The sequence below is a fragment of the Bacillus capparidis genome, from assembly GCF_017832095.1.
Classification (GTDB): Bacteria; Bacillota; Bacilli; order Bacillales; family Bacillaceae; genus Bacillus; species Bacillus gobiensis.
The window spans coordinates 1-17586 of sequence record NZ_JAFDST010000012.1; the positions used below are offsets into that span (position 1 = coordinate 1).

The following is a 17586-nucleotide window of genomic DNA, read 5'->3' on the forward strand; positions in this document are numbered from 1 at the left end:
GTTTGACTGACTACGCATAGTCGCCTATGCGATTTTTTAAAACAAAATCTAGAATTAACAGGTACGTTTGTCTTGTTTAGTTTTCAAAGATCATTTTGCCTCTCGTCAAAAGCGACTCTATTAATATATCATCGTTAAAAGAAGTTGTCAACATCTTTTATAAAATTTATTAGAGTTATAAGTTATAGATTGAGACAGTTGTTATACTACCACTTTTTCATATTGGAATCAAGCCACAATATAATAAAAGCACAACGATAACGATTAACACTTTATTTGGAATGTGCACTAAATGTGCTTCTTTTTTAATAGAAGAAACTTAATTACCTTTAAAAGGAACCGACAGCAAATAAACTGAACTGTAATGAATCAACCAACTTTAACTTCCTAAATTATAGAAAAAATGTTTCCTGGATAGAAAAAATAGTAAATTATTCTTTTTCTGGGGATTTTGATTCGTGACTATTGAGTGATTTTAGTGAATTTTTCTATGTGTTACGATTTTTTTATACATGGGAGGTGAAAATATGACGTATACTGCACCGCAAGTTGACTATTCAGTAATGAGACCTGCTATCATGGATCAAGCATGGTTTCTAGTATTCATTGCTGTCCTTTTGGGACTTGGTGCAACAGTCGTTCTTGGAGCAGCAGTTTGGTGTATTTACAATGGACACGGCAGCTTTACAGGATCAGTTCAATGGGTAAATGGATTAAAAGTCAGCATAGAATGTATTTAGACATACTGAGGATTCATCTCACTTACTTCTTAGACATAAACATCGGGGTTAAACCGTTGTGACGTGCGGTTTAACCCTTTAGCAAAGAATAAAAGGCAGCCTTCTGACTCATGCAGTATTCTTAAAAAACTAAGTAAGCATTAAACCCTTTTTAAACGGCGGCCTCAGTCAGGCTTTTATAAGTTCGCGTGTTGATGGACGACTACAGTGCATCAAGAAACACAAATTGTTCTGGCAGCTTAAAACTTATATTGCTTTACAATGAACAAGAAAAATTTTGCTTGTCTGTCAAAAAAAGCCTGACCCGATTAAAGATGATCGATTACACCAAAAGCCACTTCAAATCTGACTTCACTTCCATACCTTATGCCTAATGGCTTTCTAAAGATTTTCATAGGCTGTCTCGTTCGGAAAGTCTGTAATCATCTGGAGGTCATATGTTAACAATTGAAAATCTAACCAAAACGTATAAAAATAATGTGACTGCTGTGAAAGATTTTAATATAACTGTAAAGCCGGCAGAAATTGTCGCGGTTGCCGGCCCAAACGGATCTGGAAAGACTTCAATGATCAACTGTATTTTAGGCATTATTAAACAAAATAAAGGAAACATTATGATTGGCGATTTAACTAATGAAGATGCTTCCTTTAAAAAAAAGCTTGCATATGTTCCTGACGATTTACTGTTACCAGAAGCATTAACAGGAAAGGAATATTTAGATTTCATTCTCTCTATGTACGAATGTAATTCAATACAAAAAAGAAATCAACTTATTGAACTATTTGATATGAAAAAAGCTTTATCAGAACCGATTGAAACATATTCACACGGAATGAAAAAGAAAATACAGCTTATCGCGGCTTTTATGCTGGATAGTACGATAATCATCATGGATGAACCTTTTCGGGGACTTGATATTGAAGCAGTAATAAACACAAAAAAATTAATGAAACGATATACTTCCAATAACGGAGCAATTCTTCTTTCGACTCATGATATGCTCGCTGCCGAAGAATTGTGTAACAGGATTGCCATTATCTCTAAGGGACATAAGATGGATGAAGGAACAACTGCTCATCTTAAAGAAAAATACGGATGCAGCACGCTAGAGCAAGTGTTTCTAAAAGCATCTATGTTAAGTGACAGGGGTGCCCGTTTCGATGAAATCATTAATAATTTCTAAAACGATGTTGAAAATGTGGCAAAGAGAAATAAATAAGATTTTTGATACCACAATGAAGCGTATTCTGGCCATTTTGTTCTTTCTGTTTACTGTCACGATAGCCGCTATAATCGGCTACAGCTTTACGGGTACTTTTTTAAAAGCCTTTTTAACAGGCAGAGAGCAATCTCTAGGGCTTCTGGCAACATCAATGTCGATCAATGCTTCAATTTTTACTTCATTACTGTTTGTCCTCATTAAAGTCAGGACACCCGAACAGGATCGTTTTTCTATGCAGCTTAGCTGGCTTCCGCTAACAACGTTTCAAAAAAGCTTAGGTTATTTTATTCCGATAATGGCTGTTGTATCATCTATTATTTTATTTATCATCGGCATTTTATTAATTCCTAATTTTATCATAAATAGAATTGGCATCGGTTTTACTATCGGTTTTTTTGCCATGATTTTTGTTCAGACGATATTTGTTTTGTCGTTCATTAATCTAATCTATAACGCCACGTACATGTTTATTTTAAAAATCAAATTTCCATTACAAAAGTTTTTTTCTTTATTTGTATTGCTCGTTTTAGTTTCAGGGTATATTATGACTCATTTTAATATAAATAAAATCGCAAAGACATATCAAACTTTTGATTATGATTTTATGTATTTTTCAGCCCCCTTTTTTCTTTCCCTGCAAGGAATTTATCCTGAGGGAGTTAATTATTTTATCTTAACAGGCTTCATTCTGTTTACGATTATCTGTGCATTTATGTCAATGTCTCTTATGCCGATCATGTCAGAAAAAAGATCGCTCAAGCTGTTAAGCAGCCTTCCGTTCCCTTCTGCCAAAGGTTGGAGCCTTCTTGTGAAAGAGATCAAATCACAGGTGAGAAATGAGGAAAATATTCTTAATTTTATATTGCTCTTTATCATTATTGTGTTTGTAAAATACAGGTTCAATTTGGATTTCAGTGATCAAAAGTTATTAATACTTAGTGCTTTTTCAGGATTGATCGCGTTCAATTCATTCGGAAATGACCGAATTGTATTACCGGTGTATAAAACAATTGGATTAAAGCCGTCAGAGGTTGTTTTATTTAAATATTGCGGACTTGTGGTTATCGGAATGTTACAAGTTTTTCTCTTGGCACTGTTTACATGTACTGCACCGGAAAGCTTCATAGTCCTGCTGCAAAGCATCGGCGTGCTTTTAAATTCATGCGGACTGTTTTATTTAGTCGGAATTTTATTGCCGCTTGACCGAAACAATCCGTACACGGGAATCTTTTCATTCGGAATGTTGATTATTATGATGATTCCTATATTTTTTATCGGGAACTACTTAATAGGCTCAGCAGGAATCGAGTTGCAATGGATCATGTTACTATGTTTTGAATTGCTGCTTCTTTTTGTTATTCATAAAGGCTTTAAATGGAGGTATGAGCATGATTCAGCCTCTTAAAGAAGTGTTGAAGATTGAGAGAATCCCTTCTCTTCCTGTGCATGTAACACTAAAGAAAAAGCACTTGACAGATGACCAGCTCGGCGCAGAGTTTCCCATTAACGAATCCGCATATCATATGCTAAAAGAAATGGACGGAAAAAAAACTGAAGGCGAAATAACGGAATCAATTGCAAAAATATTTAATGTGAAAGAAAAAGTTATTTCAAATGATTTCAATAAACTTTTACTAGAGTTAAATTCACATTATTTAGTTGCACTTCGCTATCAGTCTCCATCATTATTAGTCACTTTTTTACTCCAGTTTTTCAAGCAGTATCATTTTAAATATAAGGAACGCTATATGAGTAACGGAGAGTCCTTTTGGTCGATTTTTTTCACTTGTTTATTCATTGTAACGAAAAAAATTATTTTCATTTGGTTTTTATTTATGATAGTCGCGACTGTTGCTTTTTTAATCATTCCGGACCAATCCATTGTCAATATTGCAGTTTATTTCACGGTCATTTATATAGCCCTGATAACAGGAACAGCATTACATGAAACTGCGCATGGATATTGTCACCGTAAGTTTGCGGGAAATCATGGGCCTCGAGGCTTTTTTGCCTCTGATATGATGTCAGTTAAATTTGTTAGGCCAGTCATTAAGCCTTATAAGTTAAAGATGCTCTGGATCACCGCCCTAGGTCCGTTAGTGCCAGGTTTATTGGGCGCTTCGGGAATTACGATTACGTTTCTGTATTTAAGGGAAAATCCAGTATCTTCAGGTTTCTTCATTTTTTCAATCGTTTATTTTATTCATCTTTTATACCTGCTGCCGTTCATGGGAGATGGGAAATCAATCATCAAGCAGCTGATGCTTGAAAGAATGGGAGGTCAAAAATGATGAAATTAGAATCTTTAAAGCATGGCGCCATTTTCGGAAGTTTTATCGCATTTCTCGGATATCCAATGCTGTTGGCCGCTGTGTTCTTTTATCATTTATTTCAAGCGAAATCCAATAACGATTTATTATTTAATAGTTTGTCATTTGAAATGGATGGGAATTCAGCGTTTACCTTTCAGATCAAACCTAACTTCTTCATTATTATGATTTCGTTATTTATCGTTGTCTTTATCATCGTTTCGATAATTTCCAGTATAAGAAAAAAGCGTTTTAATTAAACATAAAAAGCTTAGGAGGATCCTCCTAAGCTTATTTCTTGGTCGATAATTTATTATAGTTTTGCAAAAAATAAATTTCCCTCAACTAATTCTAGACTCCAAGACTGCTAAGCAGCTCATTCTTTAGTTCAGAAAAACTTTTTGATAATAGAAATCCATTACTTCTAGGGTGTTTCTCCTTCACATGGACTTCTTTTACGATACGTCCGGGACGGCTAGACATGACATAAATCCGATCAGACAAAAATATCGCTTCATCTATATCATGTGTGATTAACAAGAAACTCTGCTTTGTTTCCATTCTAACAGTAGTCAGCCATTTCAGCATTTCACGCTTTGTTAAAGCATCAAGCTTGCCAAAAGGTTCATCGAGCGCAAGTAAGCGTTTGTCTGTCAAAACGGTTCGCAGAAAGTTCGCCCGCTGCTTCATACCTCCGGACAACGCACTCGGATAATACTCTTCAAAGCCGCTCAGTCCAAATTTCTCAACTAACTGGCGCGCTTTTTTTTCAGCATCTTTTTTTCTAATTCCCATAATTTCTTGAGGAATGATTACATTTTCCAATACAGTTCTCCACGGAAACAACACGTCTTTTTGCGGCATGTATCCTAGTTTATTCGTTGTTCCTGTCACATTTTCTTCATTGAAATAAATTTCTCCGTTGCTTGGTGCAATCAGGCCGGTAACAATCTCTAAAAGAGTGCTTTTCCCGCAGCCGCTAGGTCCAATGATACTTACAAATTCTTCTTTTTTCACATGAAGATCGATTGTATCTAAAACGCTTAGATTATCAAATGATTTTGAAACAGACTTTATCGTAAGCATGAGAAACTGCTCCTAGTTATCAATAAATTGATTCGTGAAGGCTTTACCTGTATCAATTTTTTTATCCAGCAATTGATTTTCGACCATCCAGTTGGCGTAATTTTCCCATACCGCTTGATCCTGGATTCCCCATCTATCTGCATTGCCTTGATACTGCTTGCTCAACCAGTCTTGGCTTTTATGAACAAGATCTTTGTTCAAATCCGGAACCTGTTTTACAAGCAAATCTGCTGCTTCTTCCGGATTGTTGATTGAGTCCTTATAGCCTTTTTTTGTTGCATCCATAAAGGCTTTGACAGTTTCAGGATCGGAATTAATAAGCTTCTCGCTTGAAGCGATGACAGGTGTATAATAATTTAATGCAGGATCTAAGTCTTTTAAATAAATAAGATTTAAATCGATCCCCTGTCTTTTTGCTTCAATGCCGTCCCATCCGTAGAAAATCCATTCAACATCTGCATCTCTTCCAATAGATTTAAAGAAATCTGTAGCACCCAAAGTCACATTTTCGATTTTTTCATAATTTGCATTATGCTTTTTCATGACTGCTCGTAAGACAGCTTCTTCTGACTCTGATCCCCATCCCCCATATCGTTTGCCTTCAAATTGTTTAACCGAGGTGATGCCGCTTTTCTTTAAAGAGGCAAAGGCCGATGTGTTTTCTTGAATAATGGCAGCGATTGACACAATCGGGATATCGGTTGATCTTGCCTGAGTGACCGATTCTTGATTCGAAATGCCAAAATCGGCATTTCCTTTGGCAACCACTTGTTCCACACTCATACCATCTCCGGGTTCAAGAATTTCTAAATCTATTCCATTCTCTTTATAATATCCTTTTTCTTTTGCTACATAGATTCCTGTATGATTTGTGTTAGGAAACCAATCGAGCATAATGGTTACTTTTTTTAGGTCTCCATTTTTTCTTTGCTCAGAATTTTGCTGCCCGCATGCTGAAAGCAGCAATACGAGAATACTAAATAATACATACGTTTTGCGCAGTTTCATTTTATCAAAAAACCTCATTTCTTTTGCTTGTGTTTCCATGGCATACAAGCTCTTGCTGCAAGCTGAATGCTGCTGTAAAAAGTCAGGCTTAATAACACGATAATGACGATGATTAAAAATACCCGAACGGTTTGAAAGGATTGCGTTGCCCTTGTTAAAGTAACTCCCAGCCCCTTGCTTGCCCCGAGCCATTCAGAAATAACGGCTCCCATTACGGCGTATGTACCTGAGATTTTCAGACCGGTAAAGAAAAACGGAAGCGCAAACGGAAGCTTCAGTTTAAATAGAAGCTGGTAACGGCTCGCACCGACAGACTTCATCATGGCAAGCATGTCTTTGTCAACCATACGCAAGCCCTCAATCACATTCATAGCTATGGGAAAGAAGCAGACGAGCGCTACGATAAGGAGCTTAGGTACAAAACCAAAACCAAACCAAATAATAAATAATGGCGCAAGCGCAATAATCGGAATCGTTTGCGAAACAACGAGAAGCGGGCTGAATGTTCGATACAAAACGTCGGAAGAATCGAGAATAATTGCAAACCCAACCCCCACGACGACGGAAAGAAGGAGCCCTGTCAATGCTTCAAATAATGTAGGAAAAATATGATCGGAAAATGCAAAATTTCCTGTGAAAAATTCTGTAATCACGAGATGCGGAGCGGGCAATATCCAAGCCTCAGTCTTCGTGATAAGGACAAACAATTCCCATAAAAGAAAAAATAAAAAAACCGAGCTTACCGGCAAAACGATATTCCGAACGCTATCCCATTGCGTGCTAGCGGTATTTTTCAACCTTTTCACGAATTGTCACGCCCCCATCAGGCCGATAATGGATTTTCATATGGGTCATGACCTCAGTGGCTCCTGCTGCTATGCAAGCATCTTGAGCCTTTTTGACGATTTCCAGAAGCTCGTCCATTTCACCTTCCATAACCGTCTCCATCGCACCGACTTCATAAGGAACGCCGGAAGCGGCAACAACTTCAATTGCTTTGTCGACTAATTCATAGACCGGGATTGTTCCAGATTTGGGCAATACTTGAAATGCCAGATTTATCGATGACATATACTCCTCCTTCTAGTGAAGAAGAGCAAGTGGAAAATTGAGAGGAGGATCGCTATAGAAAAGTCATTCACTTTTGTTATAGAGTATCCCTACGCTGGCATTACCCAGATCAGGTTTGTGGGTCGATACGTTTTCGCATCCTCTCAGCCAAGTTCACTTAGCTCCCCATATTATTTACCATTGTACCTTACCATGATTCTCGACGCTTGTAAATCAGCTAAAGCCCGCCATCAAGGCATTTCCATTCAAAACAAGCAAACCAATTTTGATAGATTCTCCAAAAAAATATCTTCAAAACGATACGATAAACTAAATTTTTTTGCATATTCAGCCATTTCTTTGAATGTAATAATAGAGAGATGATAGAGAGGGGAAAGAGAGAATGAATGCGTTTTTTTTAATGCTATTGTGCTACTCCCTGTCAGTAATAAATTTATTGATGGGGTATTTCGAGGCAATAAAGGTGTGCGATGCAGAAGGAAAAGTGAATGGCAGAGGAATGATATTTTATATTCCGCTTGGTGTAGCTTTCGCCATTCTCTCATCCTATTTTTTAAATTCGATTAAATAATTCGTTACTTACTCAGCTTCGCTTCAAGCAAAGACAGATCTCTCCAGCCAAAGGCGATTTCAATATGGTTTTTCTCAGCGATCGTAAAGCTATCTTTTGCTACTTTTTCTGGTTCTAGGGAAAGATAGAATCCAATGGAAGGATTTTCATCCAGCACCCAGACCAACATGTTTTGATACCCGTTTTCTAAGAGATATTTGACACCCTCTTTTACTAATGCTTTTCTCGCACCCATTTTTTGCTTTTCTTTAAACAAATAGATTGCATATAGCTCACCATCATAGTTGTGTTTTTTTGTCCGCTCGGGACCGAACCCGGCAAACCCGAAAATCCCTGACTGATCTTCAGCGACAAACACGCTTTCAAACGAATTATCTCTCTACATCTTCTCTCTATCTTCATAATTTAATTGCGCAAGATATGTATCAGACACTATGTTTTTATATGTCGTTCTCCAGCTATCCACATGTACCTTGGCGATTTCTGCCGCATCCTCTTTTGTTGCTTTGCGAATGTTGAACATCATAAATCACTCCTTTTTACTTTAGCGAAAAAGGCAGCCCGTCGACTGCCTTCATCTTATTCTATTGTTTCCTTGACCGCTTTGGATTTATTGATACCGATGCCGATTTCATCCAAGCTTTGTCTAACGTTTCCTTTTCCAGAAAAATTTTCGATCAGTTCTTTCACATCAATTCCTGAAGAAGCCTTCAAGCTTTCCTGCAAGGAAGACATCAAATTGGTTGCATAACCGGTCACTCTGTTTGCCCCGCTGTTTTCACCGCTGCCGCCGGTATCAACAACCGTAATTTTATCAATGTTGGAAAGTGGCGCAGACACCTGCTTCGCATATTCAGGCAGCATTCCTATAATCATATCGAGAATAGCAGCTTGGCCGTATTTCTCAAAGGCTTCAGCGATTTTTTCTTTTGCTTCAGCTTCTGCAAGTCCTTTCAGGCGTATAACTTCTGCTTCCGTTTCTCCTTTTGCTTTTTCCGCTTCCGCTTTCGCAATTCCATCCAAACGCACTCGTTCTGCTTCAGCGCGAGCCAAGGCTTCAGTACTATACTGCTTAGCATCTGCTTCTGCATACTGGCGTGCTTTGTGTGCAGCAGCTGATTGTTCGACAGAGTAACGATCGGCATCCGCTTTTTTCTTAACCTCTGAATCATACTGCTTTTCTCGGCGAAGAATTTCTTTTTCTTCCAATTCAATTTGTTTCTGCCGCTCTATGATTTTCACTTGCATTTCCTGCTCGGTCACTTGCTGTCGCGCCCTGGCAGTTTCAAGATCGTATGCTTGGTCTGCGCTTGCTCTTGCCGTATCCTGCTCCCTGCGGTATTCAGCCATTTTCATCTGATTGATTTTTTCAGCTTCAGCAATTTCCGTCGCTCGTTCCAGCTCGGATTTTTTCGCGTCTTTTGAGGCTTCCGCCCGCTTAATTCTTGTTTCTTTATCTGCTTCTGCTGTCGCGATGTCCGCATCTCGTTTTACTTGCGCAATCCGTGGTTTTCCTAGTGACTCCAAGTAGCCGTTTTTATCACGTACATCCTTGATCGTAAATGAAACAATGACCAGACCCATTTTTGCGAGATCCTGCGAAGCCACTCGTTGAACCTCTTGTGAAAATTTTTCACGATTTTTATAAATTTCTTCTACCGTCATCGAGCCTAAAATAGAGCGAAGGTGTCCCTCCAATACTTCTCTCGCTTCCATTTCCCTGTCTTGCTTTGTTTTCCCGAGAAACTGTTCAGCCGCCGTCGCGATTTCGTTAATGCTTCCGCCAATTTTTATGATTGCTGTACCGTCAGCCATCACCGGCACACCCTGTTCGGTATATACTTCCGGTGTAGACACATCAAGCTTGCTGGATAAGAGACTTAACGGCTCGGATTGTTGGAAAACAGGAAGAACGAACGTACCTCCTCCGCGAACAATTTTTATTTTGTTGCCTCCCTCATCCACATGGACATTTTTCCTCCCCAAATAGCTCCCTGTAACGATTAAAGCTTCATCCGGACCTGCCGTGCGATATTTCGAAACAAATACGCTGATAAGTGCGATCAGAATAAAAAATACAATTCCTATGACAATCCATATCGGTGTTGATAACATGACTTTTCCTCCCTCTCGAATTATTTTATAAATGGTTCATGAGGTACGACGGATAATACCCCGCTTTCAATTTCAATCACTAGGATTGTAGTGCCATAAGGAATAGGTAGATTTTCAAAGCTTACCGCAGATTTTGAAATCGTCCCGCCTTTTCCTTCAAGCACCACCTCGCCATATCCGTCAATTGGTATGGAAGTAATGACTCTACCAATCCTTCCCTTAAGGTCTTCTTCTCTATAGGCAATTGATTCTTCTGCTGCAGATAAGGGAATGAGAACAAAAACATTCAGTAACGTGACGAGAAAAATTGATAAGATAATAGAAATGAAGATAATGAGCAGGCTTGATATTGGCAGCAAGGCTTCGAATATGTAGCCACTTGCTGAAAAAAAGGTGATAAAGGCCAATATCAATGTGGGGCTGAAAAACGGAATCGGCAGAGCCTCGCCCAAGCCTTCAAACAATTCTCCAAAGAAAAGAAAGAGAAGGGTGAGGGCTCCTGCAATAATTAACGTCGTTAAATAAATCGTTGCAATGGGCGTTCCAAGAATCTCCACGGCATCACATCCTTTCTTACTCCCAAATGACCACTTTTTTCATTGCACCTGTAATACGATCATCTCATGAAAAGGTTTCAATGTTTTGCCATTTTCTTTTTTAAGGAAAAGGATTTATAAAGGCGAAGCATTCTTTTTTCAAAAATAAAGAATAAGATGCCGGCTAAAATCATGCTCCCACCGACAATCTGAGAAGCAGTTACCATTTCTCTCAAAACGTAATATGCAAAAATTGAGGCTCCTACTGGTTCAAATAGAATTGATACAGAAACCATATTGGTGCTAATCCATTTGATCGACCAGTTAAATAACGAATGTCCAAGAAGAGTGGGGAAAATCGCTAAAAGGACAAAATAGATCCAGTCTTCTGATGGGTAAGACACAAACGATTCTCCAGAGAACAAGCAATAAATAAAAAGCGTGGCCGTGGATACGCCGTAAACAACAAAGGTATATACAGCGAGGCTCTGTTTCTTCCGAAGATGCTGGCCGCAAAGCAAATATGCGGTTACCATAGCACATGCGATTAGTGCCAAAATATCTCCCCATAGAGCAAGGCCGCTCACCTTAAAATCTCCCCAGCTTATGATGGCGCTGCCCACAATAGCAAAACCCGCACTTGCAAGGCCTCCGAATGTCACTTTTTCTTTAAAAAAGAAATAGGTTCCAACAAACGCAAATAAGGGCTGCAGGGTTACCAGAACAACCGAGCTCGCTACCGAGGTGTATTCAAGCGATTCAAACCAGAGGATAAAATGAAAAGCAAGAAAAACTCCGGCTAACATCGAATATATCCAATCGCTTTTCGCAAATTGGTATAAGGCCTTTCTTTTCCTCCAGAACCACGGAAACACGATGGCAGTGGAAATCAATAGCCGATAAAATGCGGTAATTTCAGCTGGAGCTGAAACAAGTTTCACAAAAATGGCAGAAGCAGAAACGGTAAGAACACCAATAAATAACGCAAGATACGGAAGCATTTTCGACTCCAGCATAAGCATCCTTCTTTCTCTTTTCTTTTAAGAATAGCGAACCTTTGCAAAAAAATCGATAAGGGTTCCTTTATTGCTTATTAGGTTCATGCTGGCTGTATGATCTTGACCCATGGTAATCTATTTTAGGGAGGGAGAAAATAAAATGAATATCATTCACGAAGCAAGACAAAAAACGCGATTGCTGATTCACAATCTGTCAGATGAGACCCTGAACAAACGCCCATCTGCGGAGGAATGGAGTATCCAGGAGGTCCTTGATCACCTAAACAAAACAGATCAAATGTCCTCAGCCTTTCTGAAACATCGAATGAAAGAAGCTGAGATCAAAGAGGTAAAGAAGCAGCCTATCGAAATTGTAGAGGACAGGTCACACCCACGGAAAGCTCCAGAAAAGCTAATGCCTGATCGAAAATCGATCACTCTTGAACAATGCAAAAACGAGCTCGATCAGGCAAGGGAACAATTAACAATCATTATTTCTTCTATTAGCGAAAAGGATTTAACCAAGGTCTTGCCGCACGCCGTATTTAAAGAGTTGACCGTTGCCCAGTGGATTGGTTTTATCGGCCACCACGAAGTTCGGCATAGCAAGCAAATTGAGGAGATTCTCGAGAAATTGAATTCGAAAATTAATTGAAGTATTTAAGCCCCTCTCTCCTCGAGAAGGGCTAAGCATTATCTATTATTTATTCAAAAGTTTAAAGAACTCTCGCATAAACTCTGGAAGGTTGGACCAATCGTGACCAGAAACTAAATTGCCTTCCACGTGATTCTTTTCTTCAATGTATTTCGCTCCAATCGCTTCCACCTCAGGTCTGCATGCGATATACGCTGTTAGCTCCCGGCCTTTTAATTCCTCTTGCAGGCTTGTGAAAATTAAGCTTGCGTGGCATATTGCTCCAACCGGTTTATTTTCTGCAAAGAAGTGCTTCACAATACTCAAGAGAGAATCATACATACGTATGTATTCCGGTGCACGTCCTCCAGGAATAATCAATCCGTCATATTCCGCCGGATTAATCTCGTCAAACGAAGCATGGGATTCAAGTAAATAACCTGGTTTCTCCGTGAAGGTATCCCAATCCAAAAAGTCATGTACGACGGTTTGGAGTTTTTTCTTTTTTGGTGAAGCAATTGTCACGTCATAGCCTTCTTCCAAACAACGGTAGTAAGGATAAAACACTTCCAAAGCTTCTACGGCGTCACCTGTAACAATCAATAGTTTTTTCGTCAAAATCATCATCTCCTTATTTAAAATAGGATTTGCAATTTTCCTCAGTTTCATCATAACAAAAAGTCATTTTACATTTAAAGTTTTGACCTTCTTCCATTCGACAATACTGATTGTAATCAATACAAGCAAGCAGCCGGCCCACTGAATCATACTTAGATGTTCCCCCAAGAAAAAAGCGCCGAATACAATCGTAAGAACCGGACCTGACATAGAAATCATTGCCCCTCTTTCTGCTCCAATCCGTTTTATTCCCTCAAGCATAAGAATAAAAGGGATAACTGTGGCAACAACGGCAATGATAAAAAACACTCCATACACAGATGGCCGAAATGATAATAGATTAACCGATTCTAAGGATGCTTGTTTTATTCCCAGATATATCACCATCGCCAAGCTAGCAGTCAACATTCCATAAAGATTCATGCGAATCCCGCCGATTTTTTTGACTAGCCTACCCGAAAGAAAAAGATACATCGCATATGTGATTGAAGACAGGAGAATAAGGGTAGCACCCAAGATGTTTGCATTCAGTAAACTTGTATCCCAGCCTCCGATTGCTAAAAATAACCCGGCATTTACAACGAGAATGACTGTAAGATCAAGAATGGAGATCATTTGCTTTCTACTAAAAGCAGATATGATCAAGACGAAGATCGGGTAACTCATAATTAAGATTCGCTCAACGATCGCTGATACATAATGCAGCCCTGTAAAATCAAACAAAGGAGAGAGAAAAAAACATAATAACCCTGCTAAACATGCTTTTACAATCTCTCCTTTTTGCGGCTTAACAGGCAATTTCGATCGGTACATCATGAAAATAATAAAAAACAACGGAGTTGCAAAAAATTGTCTAAACCATAATGTTGCTTCAGGTGTCGCTCCCAGCTCGTATGCCCATTTGATGAAAATCGATTTTGACGCAAAACAAACGGTGCCGGAAACCATCAAAAATATCCCGATAACGGCCTGCCGGTTAACGCTCATTTGGCTGCTCGTCTCTGCTTTCTCAACTTTAGCTCTGCTCATCTCATCACAACTTTCTATTCATTCAAATGTTTTTTAATAAAGTGAAGCAGCGTATTTCCCTGCCCCGTCAGTATTACTCCCTTCCCTGAGCATTTCTCACACGGCGCGGCATCTCCTTCTCCAGTCCCTTTACAACTCGGGCAAGTGATTTCCAAATCGTCTGTTGCTAGTACCATACTTATCCTCCTTTCTAAAATCGTTTACGTTTTAAAAACAAATTCCTTCAAAAGCCACCAGCCATCATCCATGGCCATCACCCCCTTAAAAACAATAAAAAACCCCATCCATTCAAAGGACGAGGTTTCCGCGGTGCCACCTTTATTAATTGCTAAAAAGCAATTCGCTTTAAAGCACAGAAAAAAATCACTTTCGATGCTTCTCTCTTAGTAACGGAGAGAGAATCCCGGCTGCCGCCTACTGTTATGGTTTCAGCGAAGCAATTCAGAAGCCCATTTCCGTATCGCGTATGGTTCGGTTCTCAGCAGCCACCGACTCTCTTTGCCTTACGCATTGATACGTACTCCCTCTTCCTCAAGCATTGTTATCCGATCAATTGATTTGTAAAAATGATAATACTCTAAATTTCTAAAGTCAATCATTCTTTCCCTTTTTATTTTCAAACCATGCCTGTTCCAATAGCTCAATCCCTTCCTCGAAGGTTCGAGCAAAAGAAAGCAATATTTATAATGGATGTTTTGTATCGGGAGCTCTCTGAACTATGCATCTGATTGCATCAGAGGCTTTATTACTCTTCTAAAAGCTCTTTTAATAGCTTTTCTCTATTTTGCAAATAATATTTTGTTATTTGATAATGATCGGTCATCTCATAGTCAACTTCTCTGATCTTCCCGTCATCAAAACTCAAGATCGATGCATAAGGGTATCCTAAAAGAATTAGGGAATGGGTGGCTATGATAAATTGGCACTCATTATTTGAAACCAGATCATGCAATATTTTTAGAAAAGCCAGCTGTCTTTGAGGTGATAATGCTGCCTCAGGCTCATCTAAAAGATAGATGGCTCTTCCTTTGAAACGATTTAAAAATAAAGATAAAAATGACTCTCCATGGGATTGTTTATGCAATGAGCGGCCGCCATAATCTTTGAAACCTTGCGTATCGACCGAATCAATGTGAGAAGCAAAATGATAGAAAGATTCGGCACGAAGAAAGAAGCCGTTTGTGACTTTAGGCAACCAGGAAAGACGAATAAACTCGCCAAGTGCGGATTCAGAAGCATGTACCTCATACAAATTGTTCCGTCCCCCGCCTGCAGTATGAAATTCGCATTTATCAGCAATCGCTTCTAACAAAGTCGATTTTCCAGAACCATTTTCCCCGACAAAAAAAGTCACATTCTTTTTCAAATCTAATTGTTTAAGATTTTGAATCGCAGGAATCGAAAACGGATAGTTATTCATGGAGGGGATTTTGTCATGTTGAAGGGTAATTCTTTTTAAAAACATGATTTCACCTGCTAACTTAATATTTTACTGAGCCATAGCTCTATACTAGGATTCGAGATTTCCTGCGGGAACTCTCTTTCTTCTTCATGCCCACCTGAAATAACAGCTCAGATTTGTCGTTCATGTATACTCCTGCTCAATAACAAGTTCCATAATCACACTTAAATCATATTATTCTATAATGGAAATCCCTTCAAGGATTAAGTAAACTATTAATTAGCGAATTTTGTTTAAATAAGCATATCATCAACTAATTCTTAATTAGAAAAGGTAAGGAGGAAACTAGTTCATGAAAATAACAACATTGAAAAAGCGTGAGATAACCGATAACCGACTCGTTTTAGGATGCATGGGATTTGGAGGAAATTGGGACTCAAGTCCAATCTCAAATGAAGATATCGTTAAGGCAGAACAAGCAATCGACGCAGCACTTGCAGCTGGTATCACAATGTTCGACCATGCCGACATTTATCGAATGGGGAAAGCGGAAGAGGTCTTCGGAAATATTTTAGCCTCAAAGCCTGGCTTAAGAGAACAAATCATCGTTCAAAGCAAATGCGGCATTCGTTTTGAAGATGAGGGCGGACCATTCCGATATGATTTTTCAAAGGAGCATATTCTTACTTCAGTTGATAGAATTTTACAAAGACTGCAAACTGAATACATAGATATATTGCTATTGCACCGGCCCGATCCACTAATGGAACCAGAAGAAGTCGCGGAGGCTTTTCAGCAGCTAAAATCTTCAGGAAAAGTGCGCCATTTTGGTGTATCAAATATGAATAAAGCACAAATCCAGTTACTTCAAGCGTACTGCAATGATCCAATCATCGTAAATCAGCTTGAAATGAACTTGCGTAAGCTAGACTGGGTTGACCATGGTGTCCTCGTCAATCATGAATCAGGTGCCGCCTCTCACTTTTCAGACGGCTTGCTCGAGCACTGCATCCTAAATGATATCCAAATTCAAGGATGGTCTCCTTTGGCAAACGGAATATATTCAGGAAATGAAATTGAGAATATGAATGAGGCTGATAAACAAACGAAAGAGTTAGTAAAAAAGTTGGCTTCTGAAAAAGAAACATCGATTGAAGCGATTATTTTAGGCTGGTTAATGCGGCACCCAGCGAAAATTCAACCCGTTATCGGTACAACAAATCCCGATCGCATCAGAAATTGCCGAGATGCAATACGCCAGTCTGAATTAATGACACGGGAGGAATGGTATTCCCTTTACGTTTCCGCAAGAGGGGCTAAATTGCCTTAAAAAGCCTACTAGACGAACAGCAAGACGCCTGAGCGTGACAGGAGACAACTCAGCTAATAGAAGTACCGGATTCGCACTCAATTATACATAGAAAGAAATTAATATTTATAAAAATAGTTCTCGGGAATTCCTTATAAAGCGGCAGATAATACGTTCCAACCACAAGTTGTTACTTATTGATCAGCCCAGGCATATTTCATCCATCCTTTTTCTTGATATAAATAATTTGTCCAAAAATGGAAGGTATTTCTTTAGATTGATTCTAAAATGGCTATCACTATTTACATATGTCTAGGCAAACATATTAAATTAATAAATGGCTCAGCCAAAAAATGCTGATAACATTTCCATGACTGTCACATATATTTGTTATAGCTTACAATTTGAATTATTTCGTTACCTATAGGAGGATCAAACGAGTGAATCGTGCAAATGAAACGACTTTAGGAATTTCCGGTGTTGTCTGTTCAAGTGCGATGCTGCTTTTAGGATTTTTCACCTTATGGTTAGATGGCAGCGGGTGGGCGATTACGATAGCGGCTTTCTTTGGCTTGATCTTTGGATTAACCGCCGTATATAGCATAAAAGAGAATAAAAAAACAAAATTGGCAGGCATTTTATTTATCGCTGGCGCTGTTTTCACAGGAATCATTTCATACGGAGCCGGGTTCTTGCCTGCCATACTTTATCTTTTAGCCGGTATGATCAGTTTAGAAAGAATCAGGGACAGAAGTTCGGAAAGCAGTGCGGACAATGACTTAGAAAGAAGCAGAGACAGAAGTTCGGAAAGCAGTGTGGACAATGACTTAGAAAGAAGCAGAGACAGAAGTTCGGAAAGCAGTGCGGACAATGACTTAGAAAGAAGCAGAGACAGAAGTTCGGAAAGCAGTGTGGACAATGACTTAGAAAGAAGCAG

Annotated in this window: 22 protein-coding genes, 1 riboswitch and 1 other annotated feature; of the genes, 9 read left to right on the forward strand and 13 right to left on the reverse strand. The window is 39.0% G+C overall.

Annotation, left to right across the window (positions count from 1 at the left end; all coding sequences use genetic code 11):
* Positions 1-527: 527 nt before the first annotated feature.
* From JOC74_RS23140 to JOC74_RS23160, 5 genes are all read left to right on the forward strand, one after another.
* Complete coding sequence (locus tag JOC74_RS23140) at positions 528-740, forward strand: hypothetical protein (protein ID WP_053603901.1); 213 nt, start codon at positions 528-530, stop codon at positions 738-740.
* Between the two features lie 437 nt (positions 741-1177).
* Entirely contained in the window at positions 1178-1924 is a 747-nt protein-coding gene (locus JOC74_RS23145; RefSeq protein ID WP_053603902.1) for an ABC transporter ATP-binding protein, read from the forward strand.
* The gene (locus JOC74_RS23150) at positions 1902-3368 is read left to right on the forward strand and encodes a hypothetical protein (RefSeq protein WP_053603903.1); all 1467 of its coding nucleotides are present in this window, start codon (positions 1902-1904) and stop codon (positions 3366-3368) included. The genes JOC74_RS23145 and JOC74_RS23150 overlap by 23 nt, the downstream gene beginning before the upstream one ends.
* Complete coding sequence (locus tag JOC74_RS23155) at positions 3352-4254, forward strand: PqqD family protein (protein WP_053603904.1); 903 nt, start codon at positions 3352-3354, stop codon at positions 4252-4254. The genes JOC74_RS23150 and JOC74_RS23155 overlap by 17 nt, the downstream gene beginning before the upstream one ends.
* Positions 4251-4532 (forward strand): hypothetical protein, encoded by a 282-nt coding sequence (locus JOC74_RS23160; protein WP_225970358.1) that lies wholly within the window; start codon positions 4251-4253, stop codon positions 4530-4532. The genes JOC74_RS23155 and JOC74_RS23160 overlap by 4 nt, the downstream gene beginning before the upstream one ends.
* A 91-nt stretch (positions 4533-4623) precedes the next feature.
* Here the strand turns inward: JOC74_RS23160 and JOC74_RS23165 are convergent, their stop codons facing one another.
* The 4 genes from JOC74_RS23165 to JOC74_RS23180 are packed head-to-tail and all read right to left on the reverse strand — an operon-like array spanning position 4624 to position 7437.
* Positions 4624-5358: an ABC transporter ATP-binding protein gene (locus tag JOC74_RS23165; protein ID WP_053603905.1), complete on the reverse strand. Its 735-nt coding sequence runs from the start codon at positions 5356-5358 to the stop codon at positions 4624-4626.
* Between the two features lie 12 nt (positions 5359-5370).
* On the reverse strand, positions 5371-6366 hold the full coding sequence (locus JOC74_RS23170) for an ABC transporter substrate-binding protein (protein ID WP_098945305.1): 996 nt from the start codon (positions 6364-6366) through the stop codon (positions 5371-5373).
* 14 nt (positions 6367-6380) lie between these two features.
* Positions 6381-7172 carry an ABC transporter permease gene (locus JOC74_RS23175; protein WP_053603906.1) on the reverse strand — a complete coding sequence of 264 codons (792 nt, stop codon included), beginning with the start codon at positions 7170-7172 and terminating at the stop codon, positions 6381-6383.
* Positions 7147-7437 (reverse strand): MTH1187 family thiamine-binding protein, encoded by a 291-nt coding sequence (locus tag JOC74_RS23180; protein WP_053603907.1) that lies wholly within the window; start codon positions 7435-7437, stop codon positions 7147-7149. Before JOC74_RS23180 ends, JOC74_RS23175 begins: the two co-directional genes overlap by 26 nt.
* A 69-nt stretch (positions 7438-7506) precedes the next feature.
* Positions 7507-7615, reverse strand: a riboswitch (TPP riboswitch).
* Positions 7616-7819: 204 nt separating this feature from the next.
* Between JOC74_RS23180 and JOC74_RS23185 the strand changes: the two genes are divergently transcribed.
* The gene (locus JOC74_RS23185; RefSeq protein ID WP_053603908.1) at positions 7820-8008 is read left to right on the forward strand and encodes a hypothetical protein; all 189 of its coding nucleotides are present in this window, start codon (positions 7820-7822) and stop codon (positions 8006-8008) included.
* A 4-nt stretch (positions 8009-8012) separates the two neighbouring features.
* On the opposite strand, the gene JOC74_RS23190 is transcribed toward JOC74_RS23185, so the two are convergent.
* The 5 genes from JOC74_RS23190 to JOC74_RS23205 all read right to left on the reverse strand — a co-directional run bounded on the left by JOC74_RS23190 (position 8013) and on the right by JOC74_RS23205 (position 11675).
* A complete protein-coding gene (locus JOC74_RS23190) occupies positions 8013-8366 on the reverse strand; it encodes a GNAT family N-acetyltransferase (RefSeq protein ID WP_312883865.1) in 354 nt (117 codons plus the stop codon).
* Positions 8367-8387: 21 nt separating this feature from the next.
* Complete coding sequence (locus JOC74_RS24225) at positions 8388-8531, reverse strand: hypothetical protein (protein WP_312883866.1); 144 nt, start codon at positions 8529-8531, stop codon at positions 8388-8390.
* Positions 8532-8587: 56 nt separating this feature from the next.
* Complete coding sequence (floT, locus tag JOC74_RS23195; protein WP_053603909.1) at positions 8588-10123, reverse strand: flotillin lipid rafts scaffold protein FloT; 1536 nt, start codon at positions 10121-10123, stop codon at positions 8588-8590.
* A gap of 20 nt (positions 10124-10143) precedes the next feature.
* The gene (locus JOC74_RS23200) at positions 10144-10680 is read right to left on the reverse strand and encodes an NfeD family protein (RefSeq protein WP_053603910.1); all 537 of its coding nucleotides are present in this window, start codon (positions 10678-10680) and stop codon (positions 10144-10146) included.
* 77 nt (positions 10681-10757) lie between these two features.
* Positions 10758-11675 carry a DMT family transporter gene (locus JOC74_RS23205; RefSeq protein WP_053606085.1) on the reverse strand — a complete coding sequence of 306 codons (918 nt, stop codon included), beginning with the start codon at positions 11673-11675 and terminating at the stop codon, positions 10758-10760.
* A gap of 142 nt (positions 11676-11817) precedes the next feature.
* On the opposite strand from JOC74_RS23205, the gene JOC74_RS23210 reads away from it, so the two are divergent.
* Positions 11818-12312: a DinB family protein gene (locus tag JOC74_RS23210; RefSeq protein WP_053603911.1), complete on the forward strand. Its 495-nt coding sequence runs from the start codon at positions 11818-11820 to the stop codon at positions 12310-12312.
* 45 nt (positions 12313-12357) lie between these two features.
* Here the strand turns inward: JOC74_RS23210 and JOC74_RS23215 are convergent, their stop codons facing one another.
* The 4 genes from JOC74_RS23215 to JOC74_RS23230 form a co-directional block, all read right to left on the reverse strand.
* Entirely contained in the window at positions 12358-12909 is a 552-nt protein-coding gene (locus JOC74_RS23215; RefSeq protein ID WP_053606086.1) for a DJ-1/PfpI family protein, read from the reverse strand.
* 63 nt (positions 12910-12972) lie between these two features.
* Positions 12973-13938, reverse strand: coding sequence for a DMT family transporter (locus JOC74_RS23220; protein ID WP_053603912.1), 966 nt, complete (start codon positions 13936-13938; stop codon positions 12973-12975).
* Positions 13939-13952: 14 nt separating this feature from the next.
* Positions 13953-14114, reverse strand: a complete 162-nt coding sequence (gene rtpA, locus JOC74_RS23225; RefSeq protein WP_053603913.1) for an anti-TRAP protein — start codon at positions 14112-14114, stop codon at positions 13953-13955.
* A 112-nt stretch (positions 14115-14226) separates the two neighbouring features.
* Positions 14227-14483 (reverse strand) — a binding site (T-box leader).
* A gap of 200 nt (positions 14484-14683) precedes the next feature.
* Entirely contained in the window at positions 14684-15403 is a 720-nt protein-coding gene (locus tag JOC74_RS23230; RefSeq protein ID WP_053603914.1) for an AAA family ATPase, read from the reverse strand.
* A 289-nt stretch (positions 15404-15692) separates the two neighbouring features.
* On the opposite strand from JOC74_RS23230, the gene JOC74_RS23235 reads away from it, so the two are divergent.
* Positions 15693-16670 (forward strand): aldo/keto reductase, encoded by a 978-nt coding sequence (locus tag JOC74_RS23235; protein ID WP_053603915.1) that lies wholly within the window; start codon positions 15693-15695, stop codon positions 16668-16670.
* A gap of 419 nt (positions 16671-17089) precedes the next feature.
* The coding region (locus tag JOC74_RS23240) for a hypothetical protein (protein ID WP_211086335.1) at positions 17090-17586 on the forward strand (497 nt) is incomplete at its 3' end.